Below are 18,507 nucleotides of genomic sequence, written 5' to 3'. Positions count from 1 at the left end.
CCCTCCCCGCGGCCTTCGCCACGCCGGACCCTTCCCGGGGATCGGGCGCGGTCGCCGGTGGCGCGCTGTGGCCGCCCGCGCGGCCGGCGCGCGGAAGGGAGGCAGGGCGATCCGTCCCCGAGCCGTGGAAAGAAGGGCTCCTGGGGCCCGTCGCCGCGCGTCGTCGGGTCCGACGCCGCCCGTCCCGCCTCTCCCCTCCGCCTCTTGTCGCCCCGGGCCGCCGTGCCGTTGCCCCGTGTACCGAGGGCGGCCCCGCCGTCGGCGGCTCGCCGGCCGTTTCGGCCCCGCGTCCCACGGCCGTACCGGCTCACCCCCGGTAGCCGTCCGGGTTGGCGGACTGCCACCGCCACGCATCGGCACAGGCCTGCTCGACCGTCCGGGTGGCGGCCCAGCCCAGCTCGGCGTTGGCTGCGGAGGGGTCGGCGTAGCAGGACGCGATGTCACCGGGACGCCGGCCGACCACTCGGTGGGGGACCTTCCGCCCGGTCGCCCGTTCGAAGGCCGCGATCGCCTCGAACACCGACGTGCCCACCCCCGTGCCGAGGTTGTACACCGCCACGCCCGTCCCCTCGGCGACGCGCTCGACCGCGGCCAGATGCCCACGGGCCAGGTCCACCACGTGCAGGTAATCCCGCACGCCGGTGCCGTCAGGGGTGTCGTAGTCGTCGCCGTAGACGTCCAGCCGGGGCAGACGTCCGGCCGCGACCTGGGTGATGTAGGGGAACAGGTTGTTGGGGACCTCGGCCGGGTCCTCGCCGATCAGCCCGCTCTCGTGCGCGCCGATCGGATTGAAGTAGCGCAACACCAGCACGCGCCACTCCGGCGACGCCGCGACCAGATCGGTGAGGATCCGCTCCCCGAACAGCTTGGTCGCACCGTAGGGGTTGGTCACCGACAGCGGCGCGCCCTCGGGGATCGGCACAGCGGCCGGATCACCGTAGACGGTCGCCGAGGAGGAGAAGACCAGCCGGGTGACACCGTGCGCGTGGGCGGTCTCACACACGGTCAACAACACGTCCAGGTTGTTGCGGTAGTACCGCAACGGCTGGGCCACCGACTCCCCCACCGCCTTGAGCCCGGCGAGGTGCACCACCGCGTCGAAGGAGTGCTCCGCGAACACCTTGCCCATGAACCCCGGATCCGCGCAGTCCCCCACGTGCAACGGCACCCGCGTCCCGGTGATGCGCTCCACCCGGCGCACCGCCTCCACGTGGGAGTTCACCAGGTTGTCGGCCACGACCACCTCGTGCCCCGCCGCCACCAGCTCCACCGCGGTGTGCGAACCGATGTAGCCGGCACCACCGGTCAACAGAATTCTCATCGCGTGCCCCTCTGGGAGATCGAGGACGTCCCGCGCCACGGCCACCGCCCCCCGAGCCGGGGACGGTAACGGCGGTGGACGCCGGGCCCCACGGGGAGGGGCCGGTCCGCGGCGCGGACGGCGGCCTCGCCGCCATCGGCCGGGCGCCCGCGCGCCCGGGCCTCCACCGGGCGGCGTCCGGGGCCGGTGGTCACCGCGGCGCCGACGGCCCGGGACGACCACCGCGCCTCTGGCCGGACCGACACATCCTAGACCAGGCCCCGGCCCGGCCCGCGGGGACGCCCCGTCGTCCGCGTGCGGTTCCCCGCACCGGGCCGCTCCCCGGGGCGGGAGGTCTCCCGCGGGCCGCGCGCACGCGCGCGGCCCGCTCTCGCCCTCTCCCTACGTCCCCCGACGTGATCGCCCCTCCGCTGGGCGGGAAGACCACGGTGGTGGGGGGATCCCTGCCGAGGGCTCCCCTCAACTGCGCCGGGCGCTGGACGTGTGGTGGCCGGCCACACCGTTCGCCGACCGGCGACCGTTCCTCGCCGTCCCCTCGCCGGTGTGGTCCAGGAGCAGGACCGAGACGACCTCCTCCCGTCCCACCGCCTCGTAGCAGTGGGGGTGGGTGGCCGAGAAGCAGGCGTAGTCGCCCGGGTAGAGCTCGTAGGGGGCATCGGGCGGGCCCAGGCGCAGCACCCCCTGGGTGACGATGTGGTGCTCACGCCCGGAGTGACCGTGGGAGTACTGCCTCGTTCCCGGCCGGATGCGCTGGTCATAGACCTCGATGCTCCCCGTGGGCAGGACGATCCGGCGCAGGATCCGCAGGTCCACGCCGTCGTCGCCGACGGCCTCGGCGTCCGCGGAACGGACCAGGACGATCTCGGGATCCGCCCGGTCCGCGAGCAGCGAGGCGATCGGCACGTTCAACGCCTCGGACAGGCTGAACACCGTTTCGAGGGTGGGGTTGCCGGCCCCGGACTCCAACCGGGACAGCGTCGCCTTGGCCACCCCCGATCTGCGCGCGAGCTCCGACAGGGACAGCCCCGCCACCCCGCGAAGTATGCGGAGATTGGCCGCCAACCTCCGACCGTCTCGTTCACACCGCACGGCCCCTCCCTCTCCCCCACGCCTGCGCATCACCGACCGCCGTACCGGCGAAAGGTGTCACCGCCCCGTCGCACCGGATCGTCCGGCTGCGGCTCCCCTCGGGCGCGGGGAGCCGTGTCCTCACTTGATCGCGATCACGAGCCGGTCGGGACCGGCGAGCGACTGCGAGCGGAGGTCGCGGAACCCGGCCTCGGCCAGCCAGTCGAAGCACTCCCGGGCCGTGTAGGTGCCCCCGCCCGGATAGTCGATCAGCATGTGCAGCTTGAACAGCAGCCCCGCGAGGTCGGTGCGCTCCTCGTCGATCATCATGTCGTAGATGAGCACCGCCCCTCCGTCGGGCAGCGCCTCATAGGCCTTGGCCAGGAGCATGCGCCGCGTCTCGACGTCCCAGTCGAGCAGGACGTGCCCGAAGATGAGGGCGTCCACCCGGGGAAGCCCCCCGGTGCGGAAGTCACCCGCGGCGAAGCTCATGCGGTCCCCGAGCCCGTGCCGTTCGACGGTGCGCTGGAAGGCGGCCTCGACCGGGGGGAGGTCGAAGCCGACCCCGGTCAGGTGCGGATGGGTGCGCAGCAGACGCGCCAGCACCGGGCCGTCCGAACAGCCGATGTCGGCGACCGTCCGGTAGCGCTTCCACGGGAAGGCGTCGGGAAGCGCCATGACGGCGCGGACCGCGCCTCCGGCCATGGCCCGCCGAAACCGTTCGGCGAGGTCCGGGTCACCGTAGATGGCCTCGAAGGGGTCGGTGTCGCCGTAGGTGTGCGAGCGGCCACTGCGCAGGGTGTCGGTGAGCCTGCCCCACGACCAGTACCACTGGGTCGCCGTGTACTCCATCAGACCGCCGATGTAGGTGTCGGACTCGGGGTCGGCGAGAAGGGTCGAGGTGGCCACCGTGTTGGCGTAGCCGTCCTCGCCCCGTTCCAACAGGCCCAGCGCCACCAGGGCGTCGAAGAAGTCCCTGGCGCCACGCGGGTCCAGACCCAGCCGTTGCCGCAGCTCCTCACCCTGCACGGGACCGTTCGCGAGCGCGGTGAAGACGCCGAGCTCGACCGCGGAGTACAGCGTCCGGGACTTCATGTAGGCGATGCCGAGAGGCCAGACGTGGTCGCCCCGGTCACGGGCGAACAGCTCGCGGACGGGCGCGCTGTCGTGGACGTCGTCGACGCGGATGGCGCGGTCGCCGGCGAAGTGCCAGTAGTGCGCGGACGGCGCCTCGGCGCCGCCACCACGCGCCCCGCGCAGGCGGCGGACGCCGAGGACGACGATCCGGTCGTCGGAGCCGACGAACTCGCGCGGCTCGAACCTGTCCTCGCCGAACAGGGACCGGCCCCGCTCCAGGGCGGCCCTGACCTCGTCGTGCCCGGTCAGGATCGTGCCGGGTCCGTGGGCGTCCGGCCCCGCGGGGCGGCTCCACCGCACCCCGGGGTCGAGGACGGACAGCGCGGCGTCGATGTCGCCGCGTTCCAGCGCGGCGTAGTGGCCGCGGATGAGTGCTTCCCTGGTGACCAAGTGGTGCCCCCTCGTCGTGAAGGTGTCGCAGGCACGACAGTCGTCCCTTCCGCGCCCGCGAGGTCGGTGGTGGTCCGGCGTGCGGTGCTCAGGCGCCGCCCAGCGCCCGGTCGAGTTCGGCGCGCAGGATCTCCTGGAACGCCCCGACGTGGGCGGGGCTCATGAGCGTGTAGTGCTGTCCGGGCACGTCGATGTAGCGGTTCTCGCCACGGGTGAACTCGTCCCACCTGCGCAGCTCCTTGTCGAGCCACTCCTGCTTGGTGCCGCGCAGGGGGATCGCGTAGAACACGCTGACCGACGCGACGCTGCCGCTGGGCTCGTAGGAGCGGCCCACCCGCACCAGGGACTGGGCGAGGTCCACCCAGGAGGCGAACCCGTCACGGTCGATGCCGAGCTCGGCCAGGCGAAGCGGGGCGGCGGCCCGCATGATGTGGTCGACCTGCTCGCCCCGGGGGAGGTCGCGGATGCGTTCGATGAGGTCGTGCTCCTCCTCCTGCCGGATCAGGTCGAGGAAGAGCGCCAGGTGGACGGCACCCTCGGTGTAGTTGAGCTCGGCCATGCGCGAGGCGATGTAGGGCGGCAGGTTGAAGATCCCGACGAAGTCGACACGTTCCCCCAGGGCCTCCAACGCCTTGGCGACCTCAAAGGCCACCGCGCCCCCGTAGGAGTACCCGGCGACCGCGTAGGGCCCGTGCGGCTGCTTGCGGCGGATCGCCCGCACGTAGCAGTCGACCATCTCGGCGAAGTCGGTGAAGTAGGACTCGCCGGGCGCGAAGCCGCGCGCCCGCAGGGCGTGGAAGGGACGCTCACCGGTGAAGTAGGAGGCGAGGTTGATGAAGACCAGCACCTCGCCCACACCGGGGTGGACGCAGAACAACGGGGTGCGCTCGCCGCTGTGCTGGAGGGTCACCAAGGGGTCGTACTCCCCGCCGGTCTCGCCGTGCCCGTCGAGGACGCTGGCCAGCGCGTGGACGCTCGGAGCCGACAGCAGGGCGGCGACCGGCAGGTCGTCGATGCCGAAGGCCCGTTGCACCCGCTGTTTGAGCCGGAGGATGTCGATGGAGGTGCCGCCCAGGTCGAAGAAGCCCGCGGTGACGCTGACGCGGTCGGCGGGCAGGCCGAACAGCTCCGCGTAGATGCCGACCAGCATGCGTTCGGTCGTGCCGCGCGCGGGCTCGTAGCCGCCGAGCATGCGCTCGGTGAGCCGGGCGACCCGCTTCTCCTGGGCGGCGAACGCCCCGGACTCCAGCCGCTCGCGCAGGAGGGCGCGGGGGATCTTGCCGAGGCTGGTCTTGGGGATGTCGGCGGCGTCCAACGGGAGGATCAGCGAGGGGCGGAACCCCCACAGCAGCACCACCCCGGTCCGGATGGCGACCAGGGTGCGGTGCAGCGTCGCCTCGTCCTCCGGGGGGAAGGTCGGCGTGAACACGATGACGAGCTGTTCGGTGTCGCTGCCCGGCGGCCGGACGGGGAAGGCGGCGACGGAGCCGTCGGCGACCTCCGGCAGCTCCTCCAGCGCGGCCTCGACCTCGCGGCTGAAGTGGTTGACGCCGTTGACGATGATGCTGTCCTTGATGCGGCCGGCCAGCCGCAGGCCCTCGGCGGTGAGGCTGCCGCGGTCGCCGGTACGGAACCAGCCGTCGTCGGTGAACGCGGCGGCGGTGGAGCCGGGATCGTTGAGATAGCCGCGGGTCACCATCGGGCCGCGTAGTTGCAGCTCGCCCTCCTGGCCGTCGGGCACCGGCATCCCGCGCTCGTCGACGATGCGCATGCGCAGGCCGCGCACGCCCCGGCCGAGGGAGGCGAACTCCCGTCCGTCGTCGTCCCCGGGGAAACCGAGGGAGAACACGCTGCCCGCACAGGTCTCGGTCATCCCGAACGCCGGCACGATCGCGTTCCGGCGCAGCCCATGGCCGGCCAGCCGGTCCAGGAACTCCAGCGCGGTCGCCCGCACCACCGCCTCACCGCCGGAGATCAGATGACGCAGGCAGGACAGGTCGAGGTCGGACGCGGCGTCGGTGACCTTGTTGAGCTCGCCGAACAGGAAGTTGGGGGCGAAGGTCAGGGTGACGCGGTGGGTGTCGACGAGGCGCAGGAAGTTCGTCACGTCGCCGAGGACGGTCCGCGGGGAGACCTGGACCTGGGCGCCGCCGGTGGACAACGGCAGCAGGTGGCCCTCGACGGCGGCCACGTGATCGAAGGCGATCCAGTTCAGCATGGTGTCACCGGGGCCGCAGCCCAGCGCCTCGGCCTTGCCGGCGAGCGCGGCCAGCAGGTTGGCGTGGGTCAGCTCGACCGCCTTGCCGTTGCCCGAGGAGCCCGAGGTGAGCATCAGCAGCGCGAGGTCGTCGGGGGCCGCCGGATGGGGCGGGGCGGTGGCGTCCTCGCCGGCGGCGAGGTCGCGCGGGGTGGTGACGCGCAACCCGTCCTCCTCGGACAGTTCGCGCCGCACGTCGTCGGTGGTGACGATCAGCGGCCCCTCCAGCAGGGCGGCGGCGTGGCGGAGACGCCGCAGCCAGCGGTCGGCGTCGCCGCGCGAGGGGGCCATGGGGCAGGGGACGTAGCCGCCGAGCACGCACCCCCAGAAGGCCGGGAGGACGTCGCCGGGACGGTCGAGGATGAGGACGACCCGCGCGCCCGGGTCCAGCCCGTGTTCCTTCAGGCCGGCGCGGATCCGCCCGGCGTGGCGCAGGAGGGCGGGATAGGACTGGAAGGTATCGTCGTCGCCGTAGCGGATCCCCTTGTCCGGGTGTTCGGCGGCGGCGCGGGTGAGAAGCGCGGCCAGTCCGCCCGGTTCCGCCCGGGCTTCCCTGGGCGTCGTCCGGCCGGTGTCCAGGGTCGAGGTGTTGTCGGCTGCCGTACTCACGGATGTCTCCTTGTACGCGGTCGGGGGATGGACGCCGGGTCGCGGCGCCTACCGCGGCGGGTGCCACCGACGCCGACATCACGCACCGGCGCACTCTGGTGACCCACCGTCATCTTCCGCGCCCTAGCGTCTCCGTGTCCCCAGAACCGAAAACCTGTTTCCCCCGACCTGGTGACCAGGTAGTTCCAGGTCATTGGGCGCATCAGGAGACAGACGCACATGAGAGAAGAACCGGGCTACTTTCGGATTCGCCCGCCTTGAACCGGGAGCGTTCCCAGACGGGGATCGGGCTCTCCCCAAGCCCGCGGATCGGTCCGGCCGTTTCCACCGTCTGGCGGGGTCGCCCGCTCGCTTCCGGCCCCGCTTGGACGTCCGGCCGGGGCTCCCCGACGGGGTCCCCCAGGAGGCGCCCGCCGGCGGCGGGCGGCCGGGCCAGGACCATCCGGCCGGCCGTGCCGAGGAGGGACGGCCGCCCCGGCGGCGCGTGGGAACCGTCACCGGCGCGAGGACGCGCGGTCTCCGAGCGGGGAGCCCGGCGTGCTCCGCCGCGGCCGACCCGCGAGCTCCTGGGGAGCGGGCCGGACACCACGACGCCGCCGTCCCATGGAAGGCCGGCGGCGTATCGGGTTCGGGACAAGGGGTAGGCCGGGCGGGGCTCGAACCCGCGACCCAGGGATTATGAGTCCCCTGCTCTGACCAGCTGAGCTACCGGCCCTCCGGAACCCCTGCTGAGCAGGGGATACGAAATCCTGGTCGACTTTACCTTAGTCGCACGACGGTTGCACAGCAGAGGATTCGGCTCAAACCCACCTGCCGGGAGACCGCCGACAACGGCTCGACGACGCGCCCGCACCGCCGGTCCGCCCGCGGCCCGCGTCACCGGCGGGAAGAGGCGTCCCGGGCTCGCGGGACGGGACCGGTTCACGGGGCGCGGAGGGCCGCGGACTAGTGTTGTTGTCCGCGACGCCCTCCGGTCCTCTCCGCTCCGGACATCGGTGACGGCCGTGCGCGCCGCCCGGCCCGTCCGTGCCCGCCTTCGGTGTCCGACGCGGAGCGGGAACGGGTGTGCCCGGCGCCGCGGGTTCCGGGGCGGCGTCCCGGAACTGTTCGAAATCCGTCAGGAGAAGAAGGTCATGGCCCAAGTTCCCGTCAACGTCACCGTCACCGGCGCCGCCGGTCAGATCGGCTACGCGCTGCTGTTCCGTATCGCCTCGGGACAGCTCCTTGGCGCGGACACCCCGGTCAAGCTGCGCCTGCTGGAGATCCCGCAGGCCGTGAAGGCCGCCGAGGGGACCGCGATGGAGCTGGACGACTGCGCGTTCCCGCTGCTGAGCGGCATCGACATCTTCGACGACCCGCGCCAGGCGTTCGAGGGCGCGAACATCGCGCTGCTCGTGGGCGCCCGTCCGCGCACCAAGGGGATGGAGCGCGGTGACCTGCTGGAGGCCAACGGCGGCATCTTCAAGCCCCAGGGCCAGGCCATCAACGCCGGCGCCGCCGACGACATCCGCGTGCTGGTCGTGGGCAACCCGGCCAACACCAACGCGCTCATCGCGCAGGCGCACGCGCCGGACGTGCCGGCCGAGCGCTTCACCGCCATGACCCGCCTGGACCACAACCGGGCGCTCACCCAGCTCGCCAAGAAGCTCGGCGTCACGGTGAGCGACATCAAGAAGATGACGATCTGGGGCAACCACTCGGCGACCCAGTACCCCGACATCTTCCACGCCGAGGTCAACGGCACCACCGGGGCCAAGGCGGTGGACGACCAGACCTGGCTGACCGAGGAGTTCATCCCCACCGTCGCCAAGCGCGGCGCCGCGATCATCGAGGCGCGCGGCGCCTCCTCGGCCGCCTCCGCGGCGAACGCGGCGATCGACCACGTCCACGACTGGGTGCTGGGCACCCCTGAGGGCGACTGGACGTCGGCCGCGGTGGTCTCCGACGGCTCCTACGGCGTCCCGGAGGGTCTGATCTCCTCCTTCCCGGTGGTCTCGCGCGATGGCCGTTACGAGATCGTCCAGGGCCTGGAGATCGACGACTTCTCCCGCGAGCGCATCGACGCCTCCGTCAAGGAGCTCGTGGAGGAGCGCGACGCGGTCAAGCAGCTCGGCCTGATCTGACCCGTTCCCTCCGGCCGTGGGGCGCGTCCCGCGCGGGGCGCGCCCCACGGCGTCCACGGCCCCATCGGCGCCGGAGGGCGGGGCGCCGAGAACGGGGGATGGACGAGAAGGTCTCTGGGAGCGGGCAGTATGGGAAGTGTGAGTCTCATCGATCAGCTTCCCGACGGCGCAGAACCCGATTCCCTCTTCGAGGCATTCGCGACATGGGCCGCGGATCGAGGGCTCAGCCTCTACCCCCACCAGGAGGAGGCCCTCATCGAGGTGGTGTCGGGGTCCAACGTCATCCTGAGCACCCCCACGGGCTCGGGCAAGAGCCTGGTGGCCGCCGGCGCCCTGTTCGCCGCGCTGGCCAGGGACGAGTGCGCCTTCTACACCGCCCCGATCAAGGCCCTGGTGTCGGAGAAGTTCTTCGAGCTGTGCGAGGTGTTCGGCACCGACAACGTCGGCATGATGACCGGCGACGCCAGCGTGAACTCCGACGCCCCGATCGTGTGCTGCACCGCCGAGGTGCTGGCCAACATCGCGCTGCGCGACGGCGCCGACGCCGACATCGGCACCGTGGTCATGGACGAGTTCCACTTCTACGCCGAGCCCGACCGCGGCTGGGCCTGGCAGGTGCCGCTACTGGAGCTGCCGCAGGTGCAGTTCCTGCTGATGTCGGCGACGCTGGGCGACGTGTCGCGGTTCGAGGAGGACCTGACCCGGCGCACGGGGCGGGCGACGGCGGTGGTCAGCTCGGCCGAACGGCCGGTCCCCCTGTTCTACTCCTACCGGACCACCCCGCTGCACGAGACGCTGGAGGAGCTGCTCTCCACGCACGAGGCGCCGGTCTACATCGTCCACTTCACCCAGGCCCAGGCGGTGGAGCGGGCGCAGTCGCTGATGAGCATCAACATGTGCAGCCGCGCCGAGAAGGACGCGATCGCCAAGCTCATCGGCAACTTCCGGTTCACCACGAAGTTCGGCCGCAACCTGTCGCGGTACGTGCGCCACGGGATCGGCGTGCACCACGCGGGCATGCTGCCCAAATACCGTCGCCTGGTGGAGCGGCTGGCCCAGGCCGGGCTGTTGAAGGTCATCTGCGGCACCGACACACTGGGCGTGGGGGTGAACGTGCCGATCCGCACCGTGCTGTTCACCGCGTTGAGCAAGTACGACGGCAACCGGGTGCGCCGGCTCAGCGCCCGGGAGTTCCACCAGATCGCGGGACGGGCCGGACGGGCCGGGTTCGACACGGTCGGCAACGTCGTGGCCCAGGCCCCCGAACACGTCGTGGAGAACGAGAAGGCGCTGGCCAAGGCCGGCGACGACCCGAAGAAGCGGCGCAAGGTGGTGCGCAAGAAGGCGCCGGAGGGGTTCGTCGGCTGGGACGAGAGCACGTTCGAGAAGCTGATCGGCGCCGAGCCGGAGCCGTTGACCTCGCGGTTCCGGGTCAGCAACGCGATGCTGTTGAGCGTGATCGCCCGCCCCGGCGACTGCTTCGCCGGGATGCGGCACCTGCTCACCGACAACCACGAGGACCCGCGCAGCCGGCGCCGCCACATCCGCGAGGCCATCGCGATCTACCGGTCGCTGCTGGACGGCGGGATCGTCGAGCAGCTGCCCGAACCCGACGAGCAGGGGCGCACGGCGCGGCTCACCGTGGACCTGCAACCCGACTTCGCGCTGAACCAGCCGCTGTCGACGTTCGCGCTGGCGGCCTTCGACCTGCTGGACCGGTCCTCGCCGACGTACGCGCTGGACGTCTTGACGGTCGTGGAGTCCACCCTGGACGACCCGCGCCAGATCCTCGCCGCGCAGCTGAACAAGGCCCGGGGCGAGGCGGTCGCGCAGATGAAGGCCGACGGGATCGAGTACGAGGAGCGGATGGAGCGGTTGGAGGAGATCTCCTACCCCAAGCCGCTGGAGGAGCTGCTCGACCACGCCTACGACGTCTACCGGCGCGGTCACCCGTGGGTGGGCGACCACCCGTTGCAGCCCAAGTCGGTGGCGCGCGACCTGTTCGAGCGGGCGATGACGTTCACCGACTACGTCGGCTTCTACGAGCTCGCCCGGTCCGAGGGGCTGGTGCTGCGCTACCTCGCCGGCGCCTACAAGGCGCTCAGCCAGACGGTGCCCGAGGACGCCAAGACCGAGGAGCTGCGCGACCTGATCGAGTGGCTGGGCGAACTGGTGCGCCAGGTCGACTCCAGCCTGCTCGACGAGTGGGAACAGCTGGCCAACCCCACGGAGGAGGGCGCGCAGGCCGAGGTCGAGGAGCGCCCCAAGCCGGTCACCGCCAACACCCGGGCGTTTCGGGTGCTGGTCCGCAACGAGCTGTTCCGCCGCGTGGAGCTGGCCGCCCTGCGCCGCTACGACGAGCTGGGGGCGCTGGACGGCGAGGACGGCTGGGACGCCGAGGCCTGGGAGGACGCGCTCGCCGATTACTACGAGGAGCACGACGAGATCGGCACCGGCCCCGACGCGCGTGGCCCCCAGCTCCTGCTCATCGAGGAACGGCCGGGCCTTTGGGAGGTCCGCCAGATCTTCGACGACCCGGCCGGGGACCACGACTGGGGGATCACCGCCGAGGTCGACCTCGCCGCCTCCGACGAGGAGGGCCACGCGGTCGTGCACGTGACCGCGGTCGACCGCATGGGCTGAGCCGGACCGTCCGGCGCGTGCGGGCCGTCTTACCCCGGGGCGACATGCGCGCCATGCTGCTTCCCTGGCCGCCCCGGTTTGCCTACGCTCGCCAGTGACGCCCCGTCGGCCCCGCCCCACCAGAAGGCGAAGGACGCCCATGCGCAGACGAACGTTCCTGGCCGCGACCGCCGTCGGCGCCTCCCTCGCCCTGTCGGCGCGCCCCGCCGCGGCCCGGGCCTCCGCCGAGGCCGGCCGGACGGTGCGGCACGTGGTCCTCGTCGACTGGGACGGGGTCGACCCCTCCTACCTGGACCGGCACGCCGCCTCGCTGCCGAACCTGCACGCGCTCGCCGCCTCCGGCACGCGCACGGTGGCCGGGTGCACCTACAAGGCCGTGTCCAACCCCAACCGGGCGAGCCTGGCCACCGGCGCCCTGCCCGCGACGCACGGCAACACCGCCTACGTGCTGGATCCGGCCACCGGCCGGGCCCGGGGCCAGACCCGTGTGCTGGCGGTCGAGAACATGGTGCAGAGCCTGCGGCGCCAGGGCCGCACGGTCGTGTCCGCGGGGTGGTACATCGTCCAGGATCGGGGGGTGTCCTACGGGGACCCCGATGGGCTCTACACGCAGGGCTCGACGTGGGAGGAGAACGTGGACACCGCGGTGCGGGTGCTGCGCGGTGAGCCGGTGGACTCCGGTGGCGAGCCGGTGACGGTCGCGCGCGTCCCCGACCTCCTGGCGCTGTACTCGGCCGACATCGACTCGATCGGGCACGGGGAGGGGCCCGGCTCCGAGCGCATCCCGGCCCGGCTCGCCGAGATGGACACGGGGCTGGGACGGCTGGTCGAGACGCTACGCGAGACGGGGCTGTACGAGCGGACCGTGATGGTGTTCGTCTCCGACCACGGCATGACCGGCTACACCGAGTCGTTGGAGCCGCAGGTGCTCGGCGCGCTGCGCGACGCCGGGTTCGGGGCCGAGCGGTTGTACTCCGGCCGGGCGCCGGGCCCCGACACCGAGGTGGTGCTCACCGCGAGCCCGCGCACCGCCAACGTCTACCTGCGCGGTGCCGCGGCCGAGCCCGAGGGGCGGGCGCGGGTGGAGTCGCTGCTGCGCGGCCTGCCCGAGCTGGAGGCGGTCCGCGACCGGGGCGAGCTCGACGCGCTGGGCGCCTCCCCTGAGGAGGGCGACCTGACGATCGAGGCGCGACCGCCCTACGCCTTCGTCGATCCGGCGATCATCGACGGCCGGGAGCGTGGCGGGCATTCCAGCATGCGCGAGGCGCGCGCCCCGCTGATCCTGTCGGGGCCCGGGATCGCGGTGGGCGCCGTCCCCGCCGACGCGCGCGTCATCGACGTGGCCCCCACGATCAGCCGGCTGCTCGGCGCCGAACCGCCCGCGGGCGCGCAGGGGCGGGTGTTGGAGGAGGCGTTCACCGACGGCTGAGGGCGGTCGGCGGTGCTCACAGCAGGTGCCGGTTGACCTCGCGCACCAGGGGCGCCAGGTCGGGGACCTCGATGACGCTGCGGCCGGCCTCGCGGAGGAGCTCGGCGCCCTGGCAGTCGACGAAGATCGCCGGTTCCCGCCAGGCGAACACCACCCTGGGGATGGGGGTGGCCAGGATCAGCCGGGCGCACGGGCAGGGGCGTGAGGCGCGGGCGCTGCACGGTTCGAGGCTGCTGTACAGGGTGGCCTCGGCCAGGCGGGGGTCGGCGGCGGGCAGTCCGCGGAGCGCGACCTCCTCGGCGTGGTCGAGCGGGTCGTCGCGGCGCGAGTAGCCGTCGGCGAGGACCGCGCCGCGGGCGTCGGCGATGACCGCGCCCACGGAGAAGGCGGTGGGCGAGGGCGGGCAGCGGCGCGACAGTTCGACGGCGGCCTCCAGCAGGCGCCGGTCGGTGGCGGTGGGGGCGTCCGCGGTCACGTGGCCGCCCCCGGCAGGTAGCGCAGCACCGCCATGGTGCCGACCTGTTCGACGCCGGCCAGGCGCATCGGCCGGGCGGGACCGTTGGGGAAGTCCGCGGGGTGCACGAAGCGGGGGGCCTCCGGGTCGCCGATGAGGAAGGGCGCGACCGCGAGGTGGAGCTCGTCGGCCAGCCCCGCGGACAGGAAGGCGGTGTGCACGGCGCCCCCGCCCTCGACCATGAGGCGGCGCACGCCACGCCGGGCGAGGTCGGCGAGGGCGCGGGCCGGATCGGGCGGGTCCCCAACGGCCACCACGTCCACGTCGGGCAGGTCCGCCAGGCGTCGCGCGGTGGCCGCGTGGGCCGGGTCGGCGACGTAGACGACCGCGCCGGGAGCGCCGGTGGACAGGACGCGGGCGCGCGGGTCGATGTCGCCGCGGGCGCTCAAGACGACCTTGAGGAGCTGTTCGTCACGGCCCTCGGCGATCCGGCGGGCGCGGCGCTGCGGCGAGCGCACCAGCAGCCGCGGGTCGTCGGCGCGCACGGTGCCGGCGCCGATGAGGATCGCGTCGCAGCCGGCCCGGAGTTCGTCCACCCGGTCGAAGTCGGCCTCGTCGGACAGCCGCAGACGGTCGGCGGAGGTGTCGTCGATGTGGCCGTCGATGGACATCGCGCAGCTCAGGATGGTGTGGGGGCGTCCGTTCGGTGCCGGAGCGGTCATGCCTGCCAGGGTAGCGGCGCGCGGGGGCGCGTTCACCGGTCGCCGTGGGCGGTGTCGCGTGGCGGGGCGTGCTCGGCCAGGAAGCGGGTGGTGACGCCGTGGGCGATCTGGTCGGCCCACGACCCCTGGGCGACGTCGAAGCCGTGCTCGGCGAAGGGGAGCCGGACGAAGCGGGTCGGGACGCCCGCCGCGGCCAGTTGCCCGGCGAGACGCTCCGAGGGTTCCGGGGGGACGGTGTGGTCGCGTCCCCCGTGCAGGATCAGGGTGGGGGGCAGCCCGGGGCGAACGTAGTGGCCGGGGGAGCCCAGCTCGTAGGCGCTCGGGACCTCGGCGGGGGTGCCCCCGGTGTAGGCGCGCATGGCCGGGCGCGACCGTCCGGCGCCGCCGTACCCGAGGGTGTCGGTGCGCCACCAGGCGGCGATGTCGGCGACCGGGTACAGGGCGAGGACCGCGGCGACGGCGGTGTCCCCGTCCCCGCAGGTGGGCGGGATCGTGTCGTCGGCGTAGGCGGCCATGAGCGCGAGGTGGCCGCCGGCCGAGCTGCCGGACAGGACGACGCGGCCGGGGTCGGCCCCGTAGTCGGCGGCGTGCTCCGTGACCCAGTTCAGGGCACAGCGCACGTCACCGGGCGCGTCACGCCAGCGCTCGGGCGGGGCCAGCCGGTAGTCGACGGAGAAGACCGTGTAGCCCTGGTCGGCCAGGCGGCGCGGCCAGCCGGGGAACTCCGCCTTGTCCCCGCCGATCCACGCCCCGCCGTGGACGTGCACGATCGCGGGGGTCCGGCCGCCGCCCCGTGGCCGGTAGACGTCGAGCCGCAGTTCCCGCCCGTCGGCGTGCCCGTAGACGACGTCGGACTCGTCGGGCCCCCTCTCCGGATCGGGGGCGAGGTAGGCGGCCAGGGAGAGCGGGACGTCCTGCTCCTCGGCCGTCCGCCACGACGCCGCGACCGGGAGGAGCGCGACGACGGCGGTGGACGCGGCCACCGCCATGGTCAGCCCGCCGGTGCGCCGCGCCCCCGCCAGCACGGCGAGCGCCCCCACGCCGACGCCGGCCAGGGCGAACGGCACGACGTGCAGGTCGTGGCGGGTCAGCAGGGGGGACAGCGGGAGCAGGGCGGGCGGCAGCCACCGGGACAGGATCGTGAACGCCACCACCGCGAGGGCCGCCGCGCAGAGCGCGGCCACCGCCATCGCGAGTACGCGCCACCGGCGCCGGGCGGATCCGGTGGCGGGCCGTCGCTGGTGCCGTGGGCCTTGCCGCATGAATCCCCTTTCGGCCGGACCGCCGCGGGACGGAGGGGCCGTCCTTGGACGCGGGGCCGGGCCCGCGGCTCTGCTTCCCCCGATCTTCCCGGCTATGCGCCCGTCCGCCTCCGGCCGGACACGCCCCGGCGCGCGGGCCTACCCTTCGGCGCGGCCGTGGTCTACCTTCGCAGGAAAGGACGACGGAGCGTGATCCGGCCGCCACGGCAGCACGGGCGGCCGCCGGCCCGTCGGAGAGGAGGGGCGATGCGGATGGGGATCGGCTCGTCCGGACGGCGGCCGGGACCGTGGTGAACGGCCCGGGCGCGGGCGCCTCCGGCCGCGTGGACGGACCCGTGCTGGGCCGGCGCGGCACCGCGTGGAACCCCGAGACCCGTCTGTACGCCGACGGGGTCGTCACCGGCGCCGATGGGGCTCCGCTGGTCGTCCCGCCCCACGGCGCGCTGCGCCGGCTACCGGACACCCCGTTCCTGGATCCCGCCAGCGGGACGCTGCCCGGGGCCGCCCGGCCCGGGCCGGCCGAGGTGGCGCGCGCCGCCGCCGAGACGGCCGCGGCCACGCTGCCGGGAGCCGGCACCCGTTACGCGGCCATGGCCCGCACCGCGTTCGTCGACATCCGCGCGCTGCTGTATCCCAACGGGGCGCTGGTCGCCGCGGCCAGCCCCTACTGGCACTACGTCTGGCCGCGTGACGCCGGGTTCTGCGCGGTGGCGCTGTGCCTGGGCGGTCGCCACGGTGACGCGCTCCGGGCGCTCCGCTACGTCTGTGGCCTACAGGAGCCCGATGGCACGTGGCAGGCCCGCTACCTGCCCGACGGTTCGGGGCGGGTGCCGGACCGGCGCGGCACCCAGCTCGACGGCATCGGCTGGACCCTGTGGGCGCTGTGGGTGTGGGCGGCCACCGCGCCCGCGAGGACGGTGGCGGCGGAGCTGGCCGACATGCTGGCGACGGTCCGCGCCGCAGCCGACGCGATGTCCGCGGCCGTGGACCCGGGCACGGGACTGCCCCGGCCCTCCCAGGACTACTGGGAACGCGACGTCGACGAGGCGACCCTGGGCACGGCCGCGCCCTTGCTCCTCGGTGCCCGGGCCGCCGCCGACCTGCTCGGCCGGGCGGGCGACGGCGCCGCTGCGGCGCGGTGCGCACGCGTCCGGGACCTGCTTCGCGACGGGATCCGGCGTCATTTCGCCCCCCTCGACTTCCCCCGCCGCGTGGGGGGCGGCGGCCGGGACGCGTCGGTGGCGTTCCTGTTGCCGCCGTTCTCTCCCATGGAGCCGGGCCCACATGCCGCCTGGAGGCGCACTCTGGCGGCGTTGCGCCTGGCCAACGGCGGGGTGGGGGGGGGAGAGGAGTGGGCCGACACCCGCACCGCCTGGACCCCCCAGGTGTCATTGTTCGCGATGACGGCGGCGGCGACGGGCGAGCGTCACCTGGCCGAGGGGTTGTTGACCTGGCTGGAGGAGCGCCGGACCCGACTGGGGGCGCTGCCGGAGAAGGTCACCGAGGACGGCCGGCCGGCGGCCGTCGCCCCGCTCGCCCTGACCGGGGCGAGCGTCCTCATCGCGCTGGCCTCGCTGGAGGGCCGCCCGCCGCCGACACCGCCGGGATGACCCGGTCTCCTCCCGCCGACCGCTCAGGAGGTTGCATGTCCGTACCGAGGAGGCGGGCGCGCCCACCGCGCGCCCGCCGCGCGGCCCTCGCGCCGGCCGCCGTCGTCGCGCTGCTGCTGGCAACGGCCTGCGCGGGAGGCGGGGATGACGAGGACGGCGCGTTGACGTTTTGGACCTCCCACGTCACGCCCGACCGGATCGCCCAGCAGGAGGCGACGGCCCACAGGTTCACCCAGGAGACCGGGATCGCGGTGAACGTCGTGCCGATGGCCGCCGCCGACCAGAACCAGGCGCTGGTCACCGGGGCCGCCTCCGGCGACGTGCCCGATGTGGTGATGCTCGCCCCCGACCAGGCCGCGGCGTGGAGCCGGCAGGGCCTGTTGGACACCGAGGTCGCCACCGCCACCGTCGAACGGCTGGGACGCGCCACCTTCAACGAACGGGCGTTGGAGATGGTGACCGTGGACGGCACGATCGCCGCGGTCCCCAGCGACGGCTGGGGCCAGGTGCTGCTGTACCGTGAGGACCTGTTCGCGGCGGCGGGGCTGGAGCCCCCCGAGACCCTGCACGACGTCGCCGCGGCGGCCGAGGCGCTGGACACCGACGGGGTCGCCGGGATCGTGCTGGGCACCAAGCCCGGGGACCCCTTCACCACGCAGACCCTGGAGGCCCTGCTGCTGGCCAACGGGTGCCGGCTCACCGACGGCGCGGGCGAGATCTCACTGGGCTCTCCCGCCTGCGTCGAGGGACTGGAGCTGTACGCGCGGCTGGCCGCGGCGTCGGTCCCCGGCGACCAGGACGTGGAGTCCACGCGGGCCGCCTATCTCGCCGGGGAGAGCGCGATGCTGTTCTGGGGCACCCACATCTTCGACGAGTTGGCCGGGCTGGCCCCCGACTTCCCGCCGACCTGCGACGAGTGCGCGCGGGATCCACGCTTCCTCGCCGACAACTCCGGTGTGGCCCTCCTGGCGGACGGTGCGCGTGGGGGTGGCGGCCAGTACGGGGTCACGCTCAACCTGGGCGTCCCCCACGGCGCCGACACCGCGAAGGCACGGCGTTTCATCGAGTTCCTGCTGGGCGACGGCTACCTGGAGACGTTGGGGGTCTCCCCGGAGGGGCGGGTGCCGATGCGCTCGGGAACCCCCGAGGAGCCCTCCGCGTTCACCGACGCCTGGGCCGATCTGCCCACCGGTGAGTCCGAGGAGACCCGGACCCCACTGTCGCGCGTCTACGACGAGGCGACGATCTCGGCGATCCTCGACGGGGCCGGCTCCTTCCAACGCTGGGGGTACGGCGGCCCCGACGCGGTGCTCGCGGGATCGCTGGCCTCGCAGAACGCGCTGGTCCAGGAGCTGGGCACGCTCCTGTCCGGCGGCGACGCGCGGGAGTACGCCGAGGACATGACGCGCATCGCCGAGGAAGTGCGTACCGACATCGAGTGAGCGACGAGTGGCGGGCGCCGTGCGCCGCCCCGACAACGGT

General features: G+C 73.6%; 12 protein-coding genes and 1 tRNA gene. 5 read left to right on the top strand and 8 right to left on the bottom strand.

Annotated elements, in window-relative coordinates:
• Positions 1–307: 307 nt before the first annotated feature.
• From galE to B5D66_RS04125, 5 genes are all read right to left on the bottom strand, one after another.
• Entirely contained in the window at positions 308–1,321 is a 1,014-nt protein-coding gene (gene galE / locus B5D66_RS04150; RefSeq protein ID WP_078760253.1) for a UDP-glucose 4-epimerase GalE, read from the bottom strand.
• Between the two features lie 459 nt (positions 1,322–1,780).
• A complete protein-coding gene (locus B5D66_RS04145; protein ID WP_078760252.1) occupies positions 1,781–2,440 on the bottom strand; it encodes a helix-turn-helix domain-containing protein in 660 nt (219 codons plus the stop codon).
• A gap of 90 nt (positions 2,441–2,530) precedes the next feature.
• Complete coding sequence (locus tag B5D66_RS04140) at positions 2,531–3,916, bottom strand: methyltransferase (protein WP_078760251.1); 1,386 nt, start codon at positions 3,914–3,916, stop codon at positions 2,531–2,533.
• 88 nt (positions 3,917–4,004) lie between these two features.
• On the bottom strand, positions 4,005–6,782 hold the full coding sequence (locus B5D66_RS04135) for a non-ribosomal peptide synthetase (protein ID WP_235000727.1): 2,778 nt from the start codon (positions 6,780–6,782) through the stop codon (positions 4,005–4,007).
• 641 nt (positions 6,783–7,423) lie between these two features.
• Positions 7,424–7,497 (bottom strand) — tRNA-Ile (locus B5D66_RS04125).
• 418 nt (positions 7,498–7,915) lie between these two features.
• Here B5D66_RS04125 and B5D66_RS04120 point away from each other — a divergent pair.
• The 3 genes from B5D66_RS04120 (at position 7,916) to B5D66_RS04110 (ending at position 12,977) form a co-directional block, all read left to right on the top strand.
• Positions 7,916–8,905 carry a malate dehydrogenase gene (locus tag B5D66_RS04120; protein WP_078760249.1) on the top strand — a complete coding sequence of 330 codons (990 nt, stop codon included), beginning with the start codon at positions 7,916–7,918 and terminating at the stop codon, positions 8,903–8,905.
• A 129-nt stretch (positions 8,906–9,034) separates the two neighbouring features.
• On the top strand, positions 9,035–11,548 hold the full coding sequence (locus tag B5D66_RS04115) for a DEAD/DEAH box helicase (protein WP_078760248.1): 2,514 nt from the start codon (positions 9,035–9,037) through the stop codon (positions 11,546–11,548).
• Between the two features lie 139 nt (positions 11,549–11,687).
• Positions 11,688–12,977, top strand: a complete 1,290-nt coding sequence (locus B5D66_RS04110) for an alkaline phosphatase family protein (RefSeq protein ID WP_078760247.1) — start codon at positions 11,688–11,690, stop codon at positions 12,975–12,977.
• A gap of 16 nt (positions 12,978–12,993) precedes the next feature.
• On the opposite strand, the gene B5D66_RS04105 is transcribed toward B5D66_RS04110, so the two are convergent.
• Genes B5D66_RS04105 through B5D66_RS04095 form a run of 3 tightly spaced genes read right to left on the bottom strand, consistent with a single transcriptional unit; the run spans position 12,994 to position 15,415 of the window.
• Positions 12,994–13,452: a cytidine/deoxycytidylate deaminase family protein gene (locus B5D66_RS04105; RefSeq protein WP_078760246.1), complete on the bottom strand. Its 459-nt coding sequence runs from the start codon at positions 13,450–13,452 to the stop codon at positions 12,994–12,996.
• Positions 13,449–14,153: a RibD family protein gene (locus B5D66_RS04100; RefSeq protein ID WP_078760245.1), complete on the bottom strand. Its 705-nt coding sequence runs from the start codon at positions 14,151–14,153 to the stop codon at positions 13,449–13,451. The genes B5D66_RS04105 and B5D66_RS04100 overlap by 4 nt, the downstream gene beginning before the upstream one ends.
• Positions 14,154–14,185: 32 nt before the next feature.
• Entirely contained in the window at positions 14,186–15,415 is a 1,230-nt protein-coding gene (locus B5D66_RS04095; protein WP_078760244.1) for an alpha/beta hydrolase, read from the bottom strand.
• Between the two features lie 323 nt (positions 15,416–15,738).
• On the opposite strand from B5D66_RS04095, the gene B5D66_RS04090 reads away from it, so the two are divergent.
• Together B5D66_RS04090 and B5D66_RS04085 are read left to right on the top strand one after the other, a co-directional pair.
• Entirely contained in the window at positions 15,739–17,025 is a 1,287-nt protein-coding gene (locus B5D66_RS04090) for a glycoside hydrolase family 15 protein (RefSeq protein WP_078760528.1), read from the top strand.
• 35 nt (positions 17,026–17,060) lie between these two features.
• Entirely contained in the window at positions 17,061–18,467 is a 1,407-nt protein-coding gene (locus B5D66_RS04085; protein ID WP_235000726.1) for an ABC transporter substrate-binding protein, read from the top strand.
• Positions 18,468–18,507: the final 40 nt, after the last annotated feature.

The organism is Marinactinospora thermotolerans DSM 45154 (genome assembly GCF_900167435.1).
Taxonomy (GTDB): Bacteria; Actinomycetota; Actinomycetes; order Streptosporangiales; family Streptosporangiaceae; genus Marinactinospora; species Marinactinospora thermotolerans.
The sequence above is the reverse complement of the archived record's forward strand: the minus strand, read 5'-3'. Positions and strand labels throughout refer to the sequence as shown.

Bases quoted from the DNA above. Each gene is read 5' to 3' on its own strand.
- B5D66_RS04110 (WP_078760247.1), top strand. From the start codon at position 11,688: ATGCGCAGACGAACGTTCCTGGCCGCGACCGCCGTCGGCGCCTCCCTC.
- B5D66_RS04145 (WP_078760252.1), bottom strand. From the start codon at position 2,440: ATGCGCAGGCGTGGGGGAGAGGGAGGGGCCGTGCGGTGTGAACGAGAC.
- B5D66_RS04095 (WP_078760244.1), bottom strand. From the start codon at position 15,415: ATGCGGCAAGGCCCACGGCACCAGCGACGGCCCGCCACCGGATCCGCC.
- B5D66_RS04085 (WP_235000726.1), top strand. From the start codon at position 17,061: ATGTCCGTACCGAGGAGGCGGGCGCGCCCACCGCGCGCCCGCCGCGCG.
- B5D66_RS04100 (WP_078760245.1), bottom strand. From the start codon at position 14,153: ATGACCGCTCCGGCACCGAACGGACGCCCCCACACCATCCTGAGCTGC.
- galE (WP_078760253.1), bottom strand. From the start codon at position 1,321: ATGAGAATTCTGTTGACCGGTGGTGCCGGCTACATCGGTTCGCACACC.
- B5D66_RS04115 (WP_078760248.1), top strand. From the start codon at position 9,035: ATGGGAAGTGTGAGTCTCATCGATCAGCTTCCCGACGGCGCAGAACCC.
- B5D66_RS04120 (WP_078760249.1), top strand. From the start codon at position 7,916: ATGGCCCAAGTTCCCGTCAACGTCACCGTCACCGGCGCCGCCGGTCAG.